Annotated in this window: 15 protein-coding genes and 1 tRNA gene; 14 read left to right on the plus strand and 2 right to left on the minus strand. The window is 56.4% G+C overall.

Annotated elements, in window-relative coordinates; genetic code table 11:
• Positions 1-7: 7 nt before the first annotated feature.
• Positions 8-2,626 carry a virulence factor SrfC family protein gene (locus tag ACZ5C3_RS05610; protein ID WP_464035916.1) on the plus strand — a complete coding sequence of 873 codons (2,619 nt, stop codon included), beginning with the start codon at positions 8-10 and terminating at the stop codon, positions 2,624-2,626.
• 697 nt (positions 2,627-3,323) lie between these two features.
• The gene (locus ACZ5C3_RS05615; protein ID WP_464044595.1) at positions 3,324-5,036 is read left to right on the plus strand and encodes a BACON domain-containing protein; all 1,713 of its coding nucleotides are present in this window, start codon (positions 3,324-3,326) and stop codon (positions 5,034-5,036) included.
• 193 nt (positions 5,037-5,229) lie between these two features.
• On the opposite strand, the gene ACZ5C3_RS05620 is transcribed toward ACZ5C3_RS05615, so the two are convergent.
• A complete protein-coding gene (locus ACZ5C3_RS05620; protein ID WP_464035920.1) occupies positions 5,230-6,081 on the minus strand; it encodes a hypothetical protein in 852 nt (283 codons plus the stop codon).
• 421 nt (positions 6,082-6,502) lie between these two features.
• On the opposite strand from ACZ5C3_RS05620, the gene ACZ5C3_RS05625 reads away from it, so the two are divergent.
• Positions 6,503-6,589: transfer RNA gene (locus ACZ5C3_RS05625), tRNA-OTHER, on the plus strand.
• Positions 6,590-6,686: 97 nt separating this feature from the next.
• On the opposite strand, the gene ACZ5C3_RS05630 is transcribed toward ACZ5C3_RS05625, so the two are convergent.
• Positions 6,687-6,941: a hypothetical protein gene (locus ACZ5C3_RS05630; protein ID WP_464035922.1), complete on the minus strand. Its 255-nt coding sequence runs from the start codon at positions 6,939-6,941 to the stop codon at positions 6,687-6,689.
• A gap of 187 nt (positions 6,942-7,128) precedes the next feature.
• Between ACZ5C3_RS05630 and ACZ5C3_RS05635 the strand changes: the two genes are divergently transcribed.
• The 11 genes from ACZ5C3_RS05635 (at position 7,129) to ACZ5C3_RS05685 (ending at position 16,994) form a co-directional block, all read left to right on the plus strand.
• Complete coding sequence (locus tag ACZ5C3_RS05635; protein ID WP_464035924.1) at positions 7,129-7,359, plus strand: hypothetical protein; 231 nt, start codon at positions 7,129-7,131, stop codon at positions 7,357-7,359.
• A 590-nt stretch (positions 7,360-7,949) separates the two neighbouring features.
• Positions 7,950-8,450, plus strand: coding sequence for a hypothetical protein (locus ACZ5C3_RS05640; protein ID WP_464035925.1), 501 nt, complete (start codon positions 7,950-7,952; stop codon positions 8,448-8,450).
• A 34-nt stretch (positions 8,451-8,484) separates the two neighbouring features.
• Complete coding sequence (locus tag ACZ5C3_RS05645; RefSeq protein ID WP_464038265.1) at positions 8,485-9,468, plus strand: formylglycine-generating enzyme family protein; 984 nt, start codon at positions 8,485-8,487, stop codon at positions 9,466-9,468.
• A gap of 23 nt (positions 9,469-9,491) precedes the next feature.
• Entirely contained in the window at positions 9,492-9,995 is a 504-nt protein-coding gene (locus ACZ5C3_RS05650) for a hypothetical protein (protein WP_464035927.1), read from the plus strand.
• Complete coding sequence (locus ACZ5C3_RS05655) at positions 9,992-10,456, plus strand: YidH family protein (RefSeq protein ID WP_464035929.1); 465 nt, start codon at positions 9,992-9,994, stop codon at positions 10,454-10,456. The genes ACZ5C3_RS05650 and ACZ5C3_RS05655 overlap by 4 nt, the downstream gene beginning before the upstream one ends.
• Positions 10,457-10,626: 170 nt before the next feature.
• Positions 10,627-12,174 (plus strand): arylsulfatase, encoded by a 1,548-nt coding sequence (locus ACZ5C3_RS05660; protein WP_464035930.1) that lies wholly within the window; start codon positions 10,627-10,629, stop codon positions 12,172-12,174.
• 64 nt (positions 12,175-12,238) lie between these two features.
• Positions 12,239-13,162, plus strand: coding sequence for an HAD family hydrolase (locus ACZ5C3_RS05665; protein WP_464035932.1), 924 nt, complete (start codon positions 12,239-12,241; stop codon positions 13,160-13,162).
• 4 nt (positions 13,163-13,166) lie between these two features.
• Positions 13,167-13,529, plus strand: coding sequence for a DUF1622 domain-containing protein (locus ACZ5C3_RS05670; RefSeq protein WP_464035934.1), 363 nt, complete (start codon positions 13,167-13,169; stop codon positions 13,527-13,529).
• Positions 13,530-13,625: 96 nt separating this feature from the next.
• Positions 13,626-13,871 (plus strand): DUF3302 domain-containing protein, encoded by a 246-nt coding sequence (locus ACZ5C3_RS05675; RefSeq protein ID WP_464035936.1) that lies wholly within the window; start codon positions 13,626-13,628, stop codon positions 13,869-13,871.
• Entirely contained in the window at positions 13,868-14,809 is a 942-nt protein-coding gene (locus ACZ5C3_RS05680; RefSeq protein WP_464035938.1) for an HlyD family secretion protein, read from the plus strand. The genes ACZ5C3_RS05675 and ACZ5C3_RS05680 overlap by 4 nt, the downstream gene beginning before the upstream one ends.
• A gap of 70 nt (positions 14,810-14,879) precedes the next feature.
• The gene (locus ACZ5C3_RS05685) at positions 14,880-16,994 is read left to right on the plus strand and encodes an adenylate/guanylate cyclase domain-containing protein (protein WP_464035939.1); all 2,115 of its coding nucleotides are present in this window, start codon (positions 14,880-14,882) and stop codon (positions 16,992-16,994) included.
• Positions 16,995-17,037 lie beyond the last annotated feature (43 nt).

Consider the following 17,037-nt stretch of genomic DNA (forward strand, 5'->3'; position numbering starts at 1 on the left):
GGGACACATGACACCGGAGAAGCTTGCAGATCGATGCGGGACCGTATCCGCACTCGCGGACCAGGCGATCGAGTGGTTGCGAAACGAGAAGAATACTGCGCTCGTCGGGCGTGAGCAGGACACGCTCACCAGGGCAATGCGGAAGGCGGGTGCACGTGCCCGCAAGCTGAAGAAGGCCGCCCTGCGGCCGATGAGCGTCGGCGTATTTGGGCCGAGTCAGGCGGGTAAGTCCTATCTCGTTGAGGTGTTGGCACGGCCGGAGCACGGCTCGCTGAAAGCCAAATTTGACGGGGGAGATCCCGTCGATTTTCTGACCCACATCAATCCGATCGGCGAAAAGGAATCGACTGGCCTTGTCACGCGTTTTACCGCGCAACAGCCATCTGGAAATACACCCGGTGGGTTTCCGGTCCGTCTCCGTCTCTTGAGTGAAACGGATATCGTCAAGATCCTGGGGAATACTTTTTTTCTGGATGGAGATCAGACCAAGGAGGTTGAGACTTCACCTGAAGACTTGGCGCAGGTGCTCTCCAACCTTGGTCGACGGACAAATGCCCAACCGGCAGGGTTGTCCGAGGATGATCTGCTCGACATTCAGGAGTATTTTCAAAAGCAGTTTGGACGCGAACCGTTGATTACAGCGCTCGACCGGTTATGGACCGAGGGAGTGTCGTTGCTTCCGCGTCTTGATATCGATGGCCGGGCTGAGTTCTTCTCGTTTTTGTGGGGGCGCTATCCGGCGTTTACCGAACTCTACAAGAAATTGACGCAAGCAATCGTGACCCTGGGGCGCCCGGATGAGGCGTTCGCGCCCATGAGCGCGCTCGTTCCGCGTGAGGGATCGATCCTCGATGTCGCGACGCTTGCAGGCATCGGCGATCCGTCATTGAGCGATGTCATCGAGTTGCGCGCCGCAGCCGGAGCCAACGTGAAACTGGCTCGGCCGCTGGTCGCTGCCATCACCGCCGAACTTTGTATCGAGGTCGCGGAACGTCCTCGCGAACTCTTCAGAGAGACTGATTTGCTGGATTTTCCAGGCGCACGCAGTCGCCAGAAAATCGATCTCAAGACGTTTTTTTCGGAGAAGCCAGATGCTTTGAAAGAGACGTTCCTGCGCGGCAAGGTCGCATATCTATTTGATCGCTATGTTGCCGATCAGGAATTGACGAGCATGCTGCTTTGCATTCGCCCGTCGATCATGGAGGTCGTTACTCTTCCAAACCTGATCAACGACTGGATCGAAAATACTCACGGAAAAACACCGGAGGCCCGCCAAGGGCAGCGGAATCTGCTGTTCTTGATCTTGACGTGGTTCGATACGCATTTTGTCGACAAGGCCGGCGATATCGATGTCGATAGCGGGCTGCGCTTTCGCAATCGCCTGGAAGCTTCGCTGTTGGGTTTCTTCGGCAAGGCGCATTCGTGGCCGCAGCGATGGACGCCAAATGAAGCGTTCCGAAATACCTACTGGTTTCGCAATCCGAACTATCCGGCTGATGCCATTATCCGGTATGAGGATCGCCGCGAAATCGAGTTCATTCCCAACAAGGTTGCGAGGATAAGCGAGCTTCGATCCGGGTTCATCGGATTGCCGGAGGCACAGAATCACTTTCAGGATCCCGCCCGGGCTTTCGATGAGGCGCTGAAGTTGAACGACGGAGGCGTCGGCTATATCGCGGAAAATCTGGCGAAGGTCTGTCAGCCCGAAATGAAGCTGCAGCAAATTCGTGGCCGGCTCGATGAATTGAGCGCAGACATCCGTCATTCGCTTGCGCGTTTTTATGTTTCGCTCGATTTTGAAAAGAGGTTGGAGGACAGACGAACGGCCGCCGATGCTGTCTTCTCTTCGCTCGAGAACGCGGTGCAGCAACGGCGCTTCGGGGTTCTGCTTCGGACGTTGCTGCTCGATCCGATCGATCTAACAAATGCTCTCTATGGTGTGCTGCAGGGACCAAGCCGCTCGCAGAGTGCTGCGGCGCACGCGACGCCCGCGCCGCGCGTGCAGAGGATCGTTCGCCCGCGGCGGGGTGAGACTCCATCTGAAGGAACGAATGACGTGCCGACAGATCGTGAGACGCGCTTGGCGCGTGCGTCGATCGATTACTGGATTCAGAGATCGAGGCGGATGCTCTCTGATGAAGCGCTGCTCAACCGGCTTGGCCTGACGTCGGCCGTCGGCAAGGACATTGTGGATGAATTGCTGTCGCTGGGGCGCCGATCAAATCTGGAGCAACAGATTGCGGACGATTTGCGGTTGTTTCTGGCTTTCGACCAGATCGAGCAAGCCGGGGTTAAGTCGGCACTCATCGCCACGACACGCATCAATCGCCTGATGGGTGATCTTGGATTTGGCAAGGTCGGCGACGCGAAGCGACCGACAATCGCGGACGGTAGTTCAACGCGTCTGGCTTTTGCCGGTCGGCCGATCGTCTACGATGCGTCAGGAATCGGCGAAGAGCCCAAGAAATTTGCCGAGACGTATGTGACGGACTGGTTTCATGGCTTCGATCGTGTTGTCGAAGACAACGCCAGAAGCGAGCAGGGAATAACTGTCGATCTTGCACAAAATCAACACCTCCGGTCGATCCTGGATGGTCTCGATGTCGATAGCCAGAAATTGACCTGAGAAGCGACTGTGTCTGGGTTCGTGGGGTGAAACCTTCTTTGGTGCCGGGCTTAGGCACATGGAACAAGTGATGACGGTTATTGTTCGCGAAGATTTAGCTGAAGCTGGTGGCTATGCGTTTCTCGATCTGGATCGAAAGATCTCAAGAGATGCCATTCGCGTCGCGTTCCGCCGCCTTGATATCGACCCTCGTTATCTTGGCGTGGACGGATGGCAGGCTGAGATCGTCTGGCTGAATCCGGACGGGATCGACAATAACGGGGTGAAGACTGTCCTGCGCATCGGTCCCGCAGTTGTGGACAGCATCCCTGAGTTCGTGCCCGTCGAGATTTCGATTGAAGGCGTCGGGGTTATCAGCACGGTCAATTGGCCATCGCTCGCCAAGTCCGGCAGGGGTCTTTCTGACGTCCGCATTGTCCGCCCGCGAGGGCCGGCAAATCCAGTGAACATATCCACGGCAAAACCACCGCAACCGCCTGAACCTCCACCGCCGCCGCCTCTACCTCCAACACCTCCTCCTCCGCCACTTCCTCCTGTGCGGCCTGAAGTTACCAAGCCACAGGTTGCTGCCGTGGCAAGTGATGAGAAGAAAAAGAAGGGGGCGGGGCGTTGGATCGCGCTTGCCGCATGTCTGCTCATTGCGTTGGTATCGGCCGCGCTCTTGCTTCCGAAATATCTGTCTGGATCGACCGGTTCTTTGGCGAGCTCCGATGCTCCTATCATCTTCACTCAGTCGGCAAACGGTGAGTTCACTCAGTCGGAGGCACTGGACATTACGGCGAGATCCAAGTCGGTCGCATGGCGCATCGATAATAGTTCGAAGCCGGATTGGCTCTTAGCGGCTCCAATTGAAGGTAACCTCGCAAAGGACGAAACGAGGACGATCAATCTGTCGGTCAGATTGAGCCGGGCCAATCTTCCGTCGCCGGGCGACTATCCCGGCAAGGTCACATTCTTGTACGGACCGGAGAACCGCCAACTGCAACGGAAAGTTCAGCTGACGATACCGGCACCGGTTCGTTCGAACGACGGCGAGTTAACGAGTGACCGTCGAGACATTATCGTCTTCACCGGACCTGTGGGTGGGCCGTTTACCCCGTCACCGACGTCGTTCAAACTCACTGCGCGTGGAAATTCCGGGTCTTATGTGTCGTGGTCGATCGATAATACCTATCCAGGATGGCTCAGCGTCACACCGACGTCTGGTCGTCTCGATCCAGGCGAGAGCGCAAATATATCGCTTTCTGTTGGTCGCCCCGCAAACTCTAGCGGCCCCGGTGAATATCCGGGCGAAGTGACTGTGACCTATGGTGCGACCGCAAAAAAGTTGGTGCAAAAAGTTAAATTGGTCGTCCAGGCTCCGCCAAAAGTAAGTGAACTCATCGGCTACCCAACTCCGATCGTCTTTACCGCGCTTAGAGGAGGGAACACTTCGCCAGGGAGTGCGACAACTAATCTTGGTGCGAGTGGGAATATCGTATCCTGGCGCACGCTCTCCAAGCCGTCTTGGATACAGATCACACCCGATTCAGGAACGATTGCAACGAATACGAACCTCGATGTGACGCTGAGGGTTGGTGCTGGCGAGACCAGTCGCCCGGTCGGTACCTATGAAGGATCGATTGTGTTTAACAACGCTTCAGGTCAGGGGCGGGTTGAACAGAGCGTCAAGCTCGTTGTCCTGGATCCCGGTGCTGAATGTGATCGCCTTATGGCAACGCAATTCGACAATGACTTGTCGCCGCAAATTCCGCCTGCTGACGCTGACTCATTGTCCGATGCGGATGTCGATCAAGCGATTGCCGCCTGTACTCTCGCGATGAGAGGCTCGGCGCCCAGGCGCTTCGCGTCCGAAGCAGGCCGCGCCTATGCGCAACGTGCTGCACGACGAGCACGGACAATCGATAGCCAGCCCGCGGCGAGAGAAGATATGGATCAAGCCCTTCAGGCATGGCGAACTGCGGCTGCCAATAATTCAGGCGCGGCAATGAATTTCCTGGGGGCCTATTACAAGGGCACATTCAATGCCAACTACCTGTTCACTGTCCCGGATTATCAGCAGGCGTTGAACTATTGGTTGAACGGGGCGAACGTGGGGAACGCCCGCTCGATGAGAAATGCCGGCGCCGTTTTGTTGAGAGGATCGGAGCAATATGCGCCCGTCCAGAAAGATGTCGTCAAGGCCAAGGAATTTCTGACACGGGCGGATCAACGTGGGGAAATGGGGGCCACGAACGCGCTGGGGCAGTCATATTTCTACGGCGATGGGGTAGAGAAGAACACGAGCTTAGGTCTGGATTTGATCACGAAAGCCTGTCGGGCCGGGGATCAGGATGCAAAAAAATTCTTTGACCTGGAGTATTCGCGGTCACGTCGGCGCGATGGCTTGCCACCGGAGCGCCCCTGCTAGGAGTTCGCCTGGAACGAATATGGACTTGGTCTTTCGAATGGCGTGCTCCGCACTCATGCGGGAGGATACTCCATCAGGAGATTTGTCGTTCGATCATGCCGCAATTCAGGGGGCCACGCTCGCCGACAATGTAAGGAGACGAGCCATTGCGCCGTTGGTGTGTCGTCCTGTCGATTAAAACGGGGTGAGAGGATTACTCCTCTTGCAGCGTGAAGGTCAGTTCCTCGTCACGATATTCGACGACCTGACAGTTTCTGCCTCGGCGGGGAGCTTTGCCTTGCAAGGTCACCTGCCGATCGTCGCCGGACACCACTCCAGCGACTGGATATCCAAGCGGTCCGCAGGTCTTGTTGAACACGTAGGCCGTCCCGGAATATTCATTGCCGGATCGTCTTCCGTCGAACAGGACGCTGCCGCGTGAAACGCCGTTGTCGATCATCAATGGGCTTGGTGATCGATAGAGGAATTTTCTGGATGCGCCCTGGGATGCGAGATCGAGACTCGATCCGTTATGAAGCCAATATAAATCAACCTTTGTAGGTGCCGCCCAAACAGCTGGTAGCGGCCTTGCGGGAAGGCCTTCGTTCAAACGCATGAGGGCTTCCGAGGCGTATCGCGCGTTTTCAGCAGACCTCGCATCGCACGTTTGAAAGCTGTATTGGAATGCGCCGGATGAGACGTTGGGGGGCGTCACGATGCAGGAAGGCGCGCTTTGGCGCTTGCAGGTGAAGGCAACACTGTTGTTATCGGTGCGCACCGTTCCTACGTCTGCGAAATTGAAGGCGATCTCGTAGCTGTCATCCGCATTTTCGGTCCTGGTTGCGGGTTGCTTGCGAACCGAGGCGCGGAATACGCTGGTGTCTCCTGTATAGCGGAGCGTCGAACGGTTGGCCGGCGCGTAACCGGATGAGCCAGCGGAAGCTGAATTTTGGCAAGCCAGACTTGCCTCGAGAAGTTGAACGAGTTTGCCGGTGTCCTGTTCGGCTGCTGCGGCTGAGGCAACAATGGCGATGCCTGCAATAACCCCTATGCCGTACTGATGCATTTGCGGTCTTGTCCCGATCAAAGAATTTCAAAGTATGCGGTCTTTATCCACCGGATGATCGAGATGTGTCAAACCTATGCAACGCTCGCACGATCCCATCGACCTTGATTTCAAGGAGTTTTGAACCGGCTTCATAGTTGTCATTATTCCACGGATCATGCGGACGGTTTGGTTCGTCATGCTCGCGTTCATCCAAGTGTCGCTAAGTCGGTCTCACGGGTTTACAGCGGAGGCGACCTATCGAGCCCAAGATGCTCGCGATAAAGGTTAACCATCGGGCCGCGATGTTGTTGTCCTGAAACGCCGGCGGTGACATGATCACATCATGGCCGGTGGCGGGATGCCTGCGCGCGAGCGTGGCAAACGCTTCTTATCCTGGTTCAAATCCAGGCTGAGCCTCCAAGGAAGTTTAAGTGTCGATGGAAAGGTGGCTGAGTGGCTTAAGGCACCGCTAGCGCGGAACACGGTTCATCCGTGTCGAAGGTTCGAATCCTCTCCCTTTCCTCCATGCTTTTTACCCGGCTCAACCTTGATTGGTTCGGCCGGGTTTTTAGTTTTGCGAGTTGTGATGACGGAAGGTCATTCAGCAGGATTCTGCTGTCCGGCTACTTTGATGGGTCTTCGTTATCGTCGATCAGTTTAGGAGGTTCATCGTAGCCGCGTCGGCTGCTGTAAAAGATCAGGATCATCAATCCCACGCCAATCAGCAGCGAGAAAAAAATGCCGAGGCCCATCGCGATATAGGCATGGTCCGATACTGCCGTGTCATCACCTACGGTGAGCCCGTCGTAAGCGAACCAAGCCGATGCTCCAAGCAGAACGACCAGCACGGCAACGAGCAATACAGTTCCGATACGCATGAGAACTCCTACCTGTCGTTCAACGCGCCACCTGCCAGCAACTCTATTAGGGCGTCCTGAGATGCGGATGCCAGGATCGGTCAGTTCTGCTGCCACATAATCTCTTCTCGGAAATTTCTTCCTGGAAAGCGCAGCGGCATGCAACCCGGAGAGCCTACGGCGATTATTGCGCACAAGGGAGGTAGCTATGATTGACCAAGCATTCGAGCCAAAACTGGCGGCTGCGATGAGGTTCGCCCTTGATGAAGTCTGCCGCAATCTTCCGGCGCGCTACAACGATCACGATTGCCGGAGCTTTGTCGCTGCAAAAATTATCGAACGCGTGAGATCGGGTGAGGAAAGCACCGAGAGCCTCGTCAGCGCCGGGCGGGTAGCCGTTGCTGAGATGATTACGCTGCATGGCCGCCAGGCGGCCTAAGCGGAAGGCATCGCTGCGCCTGCAAATAGATCTTGCCTACATATGCTCACGGGATGGTGATGCGTCCCGTATGCTTTAGATATATTCAAATCATCCCAAGAGTTCTTGAGATGAGTGCCGTTGTGCCGGTGCTCTGGTGAGCAACCGCAACAATCCCGTCAATTGCAAATCGCATATACAGGCTTCCTTTACTCAGAGGGCCTATCACGCGACTTGCTGCGCCGGGCACTTCTTCATAAGTCTTGCCACGCATTTCAATTTAACTTAGCCTTCGAGCATAAGCTGCTCTGCGATTTTGGAATGTCCTTCGTGTCATGCGGTTTCCGCAGAAGGAAGGTGGCAATGCGGCAAATCTCTTTAATTAAGACGCGTGGTTGCCTCCGCGATTGAGCGGAGTGAGCGTTCCATTCAGCTCGCATGGCTGACTGGGAAAAAAGTTCGCTTTTAAGAACAAGGTTTTCCAAAACATCGGCTGCGCGCTGCACGGATGGCGCGGAGCGTTTTTACGTCGGCTCTGTCAAGCGAAGGAAACTCGCAGCGGCACCAGAGTGAATTTGCAATTTGTAATGTGAAGTGAGGGAGGAGCGTCCATGACGGAGTCCAAGCTGCCGGAATTCTTGATTTGGAAATCATCAAGGCTCGCGATGGTACTTCTCGGAACCGCACTCAGCCTCCTGCTTATATTTGCCGCATCGATGGAGCCGATAGAGGCCGCGCCGCTCCTCCAGACCCATCAAATTCTCGATCAGAATATAAATGACGCACCCGTTATCGATGTCCGGGCTGTTGTCCGTAGAGGCGGCGCAGTCGTCGGGCCGCGCGGTGGCGTCGCTTACCGCGGCAGAACCGTCGTGCGAGGTGCGGGAGGTGCTGCAGTTGTTCGGCGCGGCGGTGTTGCCTATCGCGGCGCCTGGGTGCGCCCAGCGCGTTATTGGTGGCGTCCGGGCGGCGCCATTGCTGCCGGTGCAGCTCTCGGATTCGTAACTGCTGCGACTGCCGTCGCATGGGCGGGTTCGCCGCCGGCCCCCGGCTACTGCGGGTATTACACCGATGCATCGCGTCAGCAGGGATTTTGGGACGCCTGTCCTTGACGGTGGATCGTAACAATGGTGGCACACCATGACGATGCTGCGGACTGACATCGAGCGAAGCGATCAAGGGCCGGAGAGCCGGCCGCCTGACAATATGGTCTGGATCCCCGGAGGCACATTCCGTATGGGATCCGACAGTCACTATCCCGAGGAAGCGCCGGCTCATCGGGTGTCTGTTGATGGTTTCTGGATGGACCGCACGCCGGTGACGAACCGGCAGTTCAAACAATTCATCAAAGCGACGGGGCATGTCACCTTCGCGGAGATTCCACCTGATCCGAAGGACTATCCCGGCGCTTTGCCGCATATGCTCTATGCGGGTTCGCTGGTGTTCGTGCCTCCCCGGCAGCCCGTCGATCTTCGCGACTGGAGTCAGTGGTGGTCGTTCATGAGGGGGGCTGACTGGCGCCACCCCTACGGGCCGAAGAGCAACATCAACGTGCACGACAATCATCCTGTGGTGCACGTCTCATTTTCAGATGCACTTGCTTATGCAAAGTGGGCCGGCAAGGACCTGCCGACCGAAGCCGAATGGGAATTCGCCGCGCGCGGCGGTTTGGACAGTGCGGAGTTTGCCTGGGGTGATGAGTTCACGCCCGGTGGCAGTCACATGGCCAACACGTGGCAGGGTGAATTCCCGCGTCAGAATCTCAGCCAGGATGGCTTTGAACGCACCTCGCCGGTGACCGCGTTTCCGCCGAACCGTTACGGCCTGCAGGATATGATCGGCAACGTATGGGAGTGGACCAGCGACTGGTACGTTCCTCGCCACGAAGCGGATGCGGCCAAACCCTGCTGCATTCCAGAAAACCCGCGCGGTCCGCGCGAGGCTGAAAGCTACGATCCCTGTCAGTCCAATATCAAGATTCCACGCAAGGTGCTGAAAGGCGGCTCGCATCTATGCGCGCCGAATTACTGTCGCCGCTACCGCCCTGCTGCACGTCACCCTGAGCCTATCGACACATCGACGAGTCACGTCGGATTTCGTTGTGTCGTCAGACGACGTCCTCCCGAATAGGAATGCAGGAAGGAGCGGGCAACATGGCATCCGATACTCCTTCTCGCGGCGCTGTGACCTTTACCTGGCTCGTCCTGGTTCTCGCCGTCCTGCTGCTCGTATGGGGTGCGATCAAGTACGGCATTTCACTCGATATTCAACAGAGGTTCTGGAGCGACATTTTCGCCCGCTTCGGTGGGCCAATGACGTTCCGCTTCTTTTTGCAGCCGACCATGGCGGCCATCGCAGCGATCCATGATGGCGTGAAGGATGCGCGCGAGGGGCACAAATCCTTCTTCTGGAGGGCGTGGCGGCATCCAGAAAAGCAGACGGGCCGCTTGCGTGAAGGCTTCATCTCTACCGCCCGCATCATGTTGCTCGGTATCTGCATGGATGTGATCTATCAATTCAAGGAACTCGATCAGTTCTATCCGGCGGAAGCGGTCGTGATCGCAATCCTGCTCGCGGTCCTTCCGTACTTTATCTTCCGGTGGATTATCGAATGGATTGCGCGTCGCTGGATGCATCATGGAAGGCCAGCACAATGACCAATCAACCGATCACCCGGCAGTCGGACCCTGATGATATTTCCGTCGAGCTGTCGTCGCGCCGGACGGGCATGTCGTTCCAGCGCACGCGGATGAGTGCGGATCGCACGTTGATGTCGGTGATCCGGACGTCGCTCTCGCTCATTTCATTCGGGTTCACGATCTTTCAGGTGTTCCAGAAGTTGCGAGACCAGAACGTCGTTACACACGCAGCTTCTGCTCGCAATTTCGGCGTCGCGCTGGTTGCGCTCGGCATCCTGATGCTGATCGGCGGTATCATTTATCACGGCCAGTTCATGAATCATCTGCGAACTGAACGTAAAGCGATGACCGCAGCAGGGCTTATTCATGGGGAAAGCGGCTTCCCCGTATCGCTAACGTTGATCACCGCGATCGTTCTTCTGTTTGTTGGAATAGCAGCGATCGTCAGCATGCTGTTCCAAGTGGGTCCGTTTGGGTGAGGGGCGTCATGGTCAAGCGTTCAGCGAAGAAAACTCACAAGAAGACGGCAAAGAAAGCCGCGCGCAAGAACACGATCAAAAAAGCTGCAGTCAAAAAGGCCGCAGCCAGTAAGCGAAAGGCAGCCAAAAAGACAGAAGCGGATCAAGCATTGAAAAAAGGGAGTCAGCGTATGGCGAAGTCAGACAAGCCGAACATTCTGGTCATCTGGGGCGACGATATAGGCATCTCAAATCTGAGTTGTTATTCGCACGGGTTGATGGGCTACAAGACGCCCAACATCGATCGCATCGCCAAGGAAGGGATGATGTTCATCGATTCGTACGGAGAACAATCTTGCACCGCGGGGCGCTCATCCTTCATCACCGGACAGAGCGTGCTTCGTACGGGTCTTTCCAAGGTTGGCATCCCAGCTGCTCCGGTCGGTATGAACGATAAGATCATCACCATCGCCGGCGCGCTGAAGAATCAGGGTTATGCGACCGGCCAATTCGGCAAGAATCATCTCGGCGACCTCAACCATATGCTGCCGACCAATCATGGCTTCGACGAGTTCTTCGGTAATCTCTACCACCTCAATGCTGAGGAAGAGCCGGAGATGTACGACTACTATTCCGAGAAGGATTTCCCGAACCTCGTAAAAAGCATCAAGCCGCGCGGCGTCATTCATTCTTGGGCGACCGACAAGGATGACAAGACCGAGATGGAACGCTGGGGGAAGGTCGGAAAGCAGAAGATCGAAGATACCGGCCCGCTCAATACCAAGCGCATGGAAACCTGCGACGATGAATTCGTCGCGGCCGCCACCGACTTCATCAAACAGCAGAACAAGGACGGCAAGCCGTTCTTCGTGTGGCTGAACACCACGCATATGCATTTTATGACGCACACGAAGAAGGAGAGCCTTCGCCAGGCGGGTCGCTGGCAGTCTCCGTATCACGACACCATGATCGACCATGACAGGAACGTCGGTCAGATGCTCGACCTGTTGGACCAGCTCGGCATCGCGGACAACACGTTCGTGATGTATTCGACCGATAATGGCCCGCACCGGAATTCCTGGCCCGATGGCGGCATGACGCCGTTCCGCAGCGAAAAGAACACCAATTGGGAAGGCGCCTTCCGCGTCCCCATGATCGTGCGGTGGCCGGGCAAGATCGCACCGGGCTCCGTGTCCACAGAGATCGTCCAGCATCACGACTGGTTCCCGACGTTTCTTGCGATGGCCGGCGAGCCCGACATCGTCGAGAAGGTGAAGAAGGGCTATCAGGCCTGCGGCCGTACCTACAAGAACCACATCGATGGATTCAATCTCCTGCCCTATCTCACAGGCAAAGAGAAGGAGAGCCCCCGAAAGCTGTTCATGTACATCAGCGACGATGGCGATATCCTCGGCGTACGTTATGACAACTGGAAGGTCGTCTTCATGGAACAGCGCCTTGCGGGAACGATGGGGGTTTGGGCTGAGCCCTTCGTGCGTCTGCGTCTCGCGAAGTTCTTCAACCTGCGCACCGACCCATACGAGTTCGCCGATATTACGTCGAACTCTTACTACGAGTGGTTGCTCTATCACGCCTACATTCTGTATGGCGCAATGTTCATTGCTCAGAAATTCGCGGAAACTTTCAAGGAGTTTCCCATTATTCAGAAGCCCAACACGTTTACGATCGATGACGCGATCAAGACGATGGAAAACACGATGGGCGGCGCTTCTCATTAAGCGAGCGAAGTCAGGCGGCGAAATATTCGCCGCCTGACCTGTTTCCGAGCGGGAGGACGAATGCATGACCTCGTACGCGTTGCCTTCCTGGAGCGATTGCCCGGCGCGCACCGCGATTATCGATTTCGTTTCCAGGGTAGCCGATAAAGAGAACCCGGACTATGTGCGCCCCGCTGAACGCATCGCAACCTTCGACAATGATGGAACGCTATGGTGCGAGCAGCCCGTGCAGGTACAACTGTTCTTCCTGATGGATCGGGTCAAGCATCTTGCTGAGAAGCATCCGGCCATCAAGGATCGGCAGCCATTCAAGGCATTCCTGGCAAGCGACATGGCCACGCTCCAGTCGCTGGGCAGGCGAGCGCTCATGGAGCTGTTTTTTGCCACGCATGCGGGAATGACCGAAGACGAGTTTGAAGCGATCGCTCACAAGTGGTTCGCAACCGCACGTCACCCGAAGTTCGATCGGCTGTTCAAGCAATGTATCTACCGGCCGCAGATAGAGCTCCTTCATTATCTTCGGCAGCATGAATTTAAGACGTTCATTGTGTCCGGCGGCGGCATCGATCTGATCCGATCATTCGCCGAAGAAGCATATGGCATCCCAAGAGAACAGGTGATCGGCTCGAGTGCGAAACTGCATTTCGAGATGCAGAGTGACCAAGGGGTTCTGACGAAGGTTGCCGAGCTAAACAGCTTCGATGACCGTGACGTCAAGCCTCAGAATATCGGCCTGCATATCGGGCGTCGGCCCATTCTGGCGTTCGGAAATTCCGACGGCGATCTCGCGATGCTTCGATATGTGAAGACGGGGCAGGGCGCGCGGCTGGCACTGCTGCTGCATCACGACGATGCCGTGCGCGAGACGGCTTATGGACCCGAGTTCAAGCTCAGTCCCCTGATGGAGGCGCTCGACCGCGCAGGGGAGTATGGCATCACAGTGGTCAGCATGAAGAATGACTGGAGGACAGTCTTTGGAGACGCTTAGCCAGATGAAGGAATGGCTTGTTTTCTGGACTGAGGTCTCGGCGACGGTGATCGACGCCATCGCCCTGGTGATCGTTGTTGTCGGGACCATCGAGGCCGCTATCGGTGGATTTCTATTGATGTTCGGTTCGAAGGATGGGCACGAGAAACGTGCCGTCTGGTTGCGCTATGCGCGTTGGCTTGTCGCCGCACTGACCTTTCAACTGGCCGCGGACATCATCGAGACATCGATCGCACCAAGTTGGGATGACGTCGGGCGCCTTGCGGTGATCGCAGTCATCAGGACCTTGCTCAATTACTTCCTGGAGCGGGATCTTGATGAGGTTCGCGACCGGCAACACGAGGGATTGGCTCCGCAGGAGAAATAAGGGTGTCCGACCGGCCGGTGTAATCGTTCTCCGGTGTGCAAGGTCCTTGCAAGGAGCACGCTGACGCTGGCGGGATCAAGTGAAGCGGAGAAGATCATGTCGACGCTCGACGTCTTTGCGTGGATTGTTCTTATCATTCTGGTCGCCAGCGCCTTCGCAATCTTCTTCATTGCAGGCTGGCTGCCGGGTCATATTGCCGAGACTCGTAATCATCCCTACGCGCACGCAGTTAAGGTAGCAGGCTGGGTGACGTTGATCTGCGGCTTTGCGCTGTGGCCGCTCACGTTGATCTGGGCCTATGTCGACATTCCTGCTCCTCGCAAGGCGGAGCAGGCTCGATGATCGTTGCGATCCTCAACGTTTATCTCGTCCTGCTCTTCATCCTGGTGAGGATGAAGATTGTTCCCTTCAATTTGTTCTGGAAGGTCTCGCCGCTGATCGTGCTGCTCTTGCTGTTGATCGGTCTGTTCATTCCGATGAACTGGGGCGCCCCGCAGGGATCGACGCTCGTCGTGCGCAATTCTGTTGCGATTGTGCCGAATGTGGCAGGGGAGGTGATCGACGTTCCGGTGACAGCAAACACGCCGCTTAAGGCGGGAGATGTCCTGTTTCGTATCGATCCGGTGCCTTATCAGGCGCAAGTCAATGCGATTGAAGCTCAGCTGAAGCTTGCCTCGTTGCGTCTGTCCCAGATGACTCAGTTGTTGGAACGGGACTCCGGGCGCGCCTTCGATGTCCAGCCACGGCAGTCCGAGGTGGATCAGCTCAAAGGCCAGCTTGAAAACGCGCAATGGAATCTCGACAAGACGACGGTAAGAGCTCCCGCCGATGGCTATGTGACCAACCTTGCGCTTCGGAAAGGGGCGCGCGTGGCCAGCCTTCCGTTGTCACCGGTCATGGCGTTCATCGACACGGCCGATACCATCATCGGTGTGGAGATCGCGCAGATCAATGCGAGATACATAAAATCGGATCAGCCTGTTGAAGTGACTTTTAAGTTTGCCCCGGGCAGGATCTTCAGCGGCACGGTTGAAAGCATTCTGCAGGCTGTTGCCACAGGGCAGGCCCAGGCATCGGGGCTCGCCGTGCTGCCGAAGGAAATTCAGTCTATTCCGTTTGTGGTGCGCGTCAGGCTTCAGGATAAGAATTTCGTTGCCTCACTGCCGGCAGGCAGCACGGGCGAAGCCGCGATATTTACCGATCGCGTCAAGGTGGCCCATGTCATTCGCAAGGTTCTGCTGCGGCAGATCGCGATCCTCAATTACGTCAATCCGTTTTAGTTGAGACATAAGGGCGGGCCGGTCCCGGTTGAGATAGTTTCGCGCATAGTGGGAAGATCGGAGCCGGAGGATGGCCACGCTTATTCGCCCATGGAAGCCGGCGGAGGGAAAGGCGGTACGACTTGGGTTCAAGGCGTCCATCATTGCGATGTTCGTATTCCTTGTTCTCGCGATTGGTCTGACGCTCGTCTATCTCAGTTTCTCACGTATTTCCGCCATCACTGAAGCAGCCGCCAGCAAATTCATCGACAAGGTGGCTGAGCTGTCGGCCGACCGGATCGGTTCGCAGCTCAAGTTGATCAAGGACAATCTGGAGATTTTGCGGGATCTTCCTTCGATTCAGGCCGGGGCGGTCGACAAGAGCCAGCAATTGAATCCGCTGCTCGCGGCGATGCTGGAGAACAATCAGGAGCTCTTCAATCTTTACATCGGGTATGAAGATGGCTCGTTTGTCGAAATGGATGCGGTCGACCGGGCCGGAGCGGCCGCTCGGACAAAACTTGGAATGCCAGATGATGCAGTATTTCGGTTGGTCGTCATCTTAAGATCGGATAATTCCGAACAGATCGAGTCCAGAAGGATTTTCCTTTCAAGGAGTCTCGGCGTGGTGGCGGAAGCGCCGGGACCGCGCGATTACGATCCGCGCGATCGTCCCTGGTACCAGGATGCAAACCGGAACGATGGGAGTCTTTTGACTGGGCCCTACATTTTCTTTGCAACGGGAAAGCACGGCTACACGATCCGGTTGCCGTTCAAGGAGGGCAAGGGAGGCGTAGTAGCCGGAGACGTGCTGCTCGACGCCACAGAAGAGCTTTTGACCAAGGAGAAGCTGACAGAGTCGGGCATTGTATTTTTGTTTGACGGCGAAAACCGGATCCTTGCGCACCCACAAATGTCGGAGCTGTTGAAGCGCGAGGCGGCTCTCCATGGTGAGGGCACGCTCCCTCGTCTCCGCACCGGCGATATGAGTGGGGTTCTCAACGCCGTTCACGCTTGGCGAACGACTGGCATCGCGCAACAGTTCTTTCGTAGTCCTGCCGGCCGGCTCTATGCCGCAGCCTTTCGGGAAATCCCGATCGCTGGCAATGCAAATATGCGACTGGCAGTCCTTGCGCCTGTCGATGAGTTTTTTGCCAACATCCTGTCGGAGAGAAATCGTCTGTTCGCGATCACCATCGGATTTGTCCTGCTGATGCTGCCTCTGGTTTTTCTGATCGGGGCATTGTTGTCGAGATCGCTCCGGGCATTGGCGATTGAAACCGACAAAATCCAGAAGTTCGAACTGGTTTCCGCGCCGCCAGTGCGATCGCTGATCCGTGAGATCGACGATCTCGGCCGCTCGGTTTCGACCATGCGTACGGTGACGCAGACGTTTTCCAATTTTGTGCCGAAGCGCCTAGTCGAGCAGCTGATCCGAACAGGAACGCCGATGCAGCTTGGCGGAACGCGCAGGGAAGTGACCCTGTTGTTCACAGATGTCGAGAATTTCACCGCAATCACCGAGAAGGCAGATCCCAGTCAGGTGATGCAGTATACGTCCCGCTACTTCGCCGTCGTCTCAGAGGAGGCGATGACGCATTCCGGCACGGTGGATAAATTCATCGGCGATGCGGTCATGGCGATCTGGAATGCTCCAGCGGATGATCCTGATCATGTGTGTCATGCCTGCGCTGCTGCGCTCGCGATGTTGCGGGCCAACAAGCGGCTGAACGTGGAGTTCGAGCAAGAGGGATGGCCAGCCTATAATACCCGATTTGGTCTTCACGTCGGAGAAGCGGTGGTCGGAAACATCGGCTCCGTGGACCGCATGAATTATACAGCACTCGGCGCCGTGGTTAATCTCGCAGCACGTCTTGAAGGTCTCAACAAGAACTATGAAACGTCCATCCTTGTCAGTTCGGCTGTGCGGGAACGTGCCGCTTCTGAATTTATATTCAGAAGCGTCGATCAAATCAGTCCCAAGGGCTTCGCAGAATCGTTCGGTATCTTCGAGTTGATATGCGAGCGCGGCAGTAACAGCGATGAGGCTTTCTGTCAGGACTGGGAAGTCGTCTACGCGGCTCTCAAGCCCAGCCCTACGGCTGAAGCGAAGGCCTCACTCGCGTTATTTCTGAAGAAATACCCCCACGATGGTGTTGCACGCTACTACCACCAGAAACTGTTCTGTCGTGATCGGCCGAATTGATCGTCCACTCTGAGAGGCACGATCTGGGCGTGTGCCCTGCAAG

Source organism: Afipia dichlorophenoxyacetatis (genome assembly GCF_055386385.1).

Bases quoted from the DNA above. Each gene is read 5' to 3' on its own strand.
- ACZ5C3_RS05610 (WP_464035916.1), top strand. From the start codon at position 8: ATGACACCGGAGAAGCTTGCAGATCGATGCGGGACCGTATCCGCACTC.
- ACZ5C3_RS05620 (WP_464035920.1), bottom strand. From the start codon at position 6,081: ATGCATCAGTACGGCATAGGGGTTATTGCAGGCATCGCCATTGTTGCC.
- ACZ5C3_RS05630 (WP_464035922.1), bottom strand. From the start codon at position 6,941: ATGCGTATCGGAACTGTATTGCTCGTTGCCGTGCTGGTCGTTCTGCTT.
- ACZ5C3_RS05635 (WP_464035924.1), top strand. From the start codon at position 7,129: ATGATTGACCAAGCATTCGAGCCAAAACTGGCGGCTGCGATGAGGTTC.
- ACZ5C3_RS05640 (WP_464035925.1), top strand. From the start codon at position 7,950: ATGACGGAGTCCAAGCTGCCGGAATTCTTGATTTGGAAATCATCAAGG.
- ACZ5C3_RS05645 (WP_464038265.1), top strand. From the start codon at position 8,485: ATGCTGCGGACTGACATCGAGCGAAGCGATCAAGGGCCGGAGAGCCGG.
- ACZ5C3_RS05650 (WP_464035927.1), top strand. From the start codon at position 9,492: ATGGCATCCGATACTCCTTCTCGCGGCGCTGTGACCTTTACCTGGCTC.
- ACZ5C3_RS05655 (WP_464035929.1), top strand. From the start codon at position 9,992: ATGACCAATCAACCGATCACCCGGCAGTCGGACCCTGATGATATTTCC.
- ACZ5C3_RS05660 (WP_464035930.1), top strand. From the start codon at position 10,627: ATGGCGAAGTCAGACAAGCCGAACATTCTGGTCATCTGGGGCGACGAT.
- ACZ5C3_RS05665 (WP_464035932.1), top strand. From the start codon at position 12,239: ATGACCTCGTACGCGTTGCCTTCCTGGAGCGATTGCCCGGCGCGCACC.
- ACZ5C3_RS05670 (WP_464035934.1), top strand. From the start codon at position 13,167: ATGAAGGAATGGCTTGTTTTCTGGACTGAGGTCTCGGCGACGGTGATC.
- ACZ5C3_RS05675 (WP_464035936.1), top strand. From the start codon at position 13,626: ATGTCGACGCTCGACGTCTTTGCGTGGATTGTTCTTATCATTCTGGTC.
- ACZ5C3_RS05680 (WP_464035938.1), top strand. From the start codon at position 13,868: ATGATCGTTGCGATCCTCAACGTTTATCTCGTCCTGCTCTTCATCCTG.
- ACZ5C3_RS05685 (WP_464035939.1), top strand. From the start codon at position 14,880: ATGGCCACGCTTATTCGCCCATGGAAGCCGGCGGAGGGAAAGGCGGTA.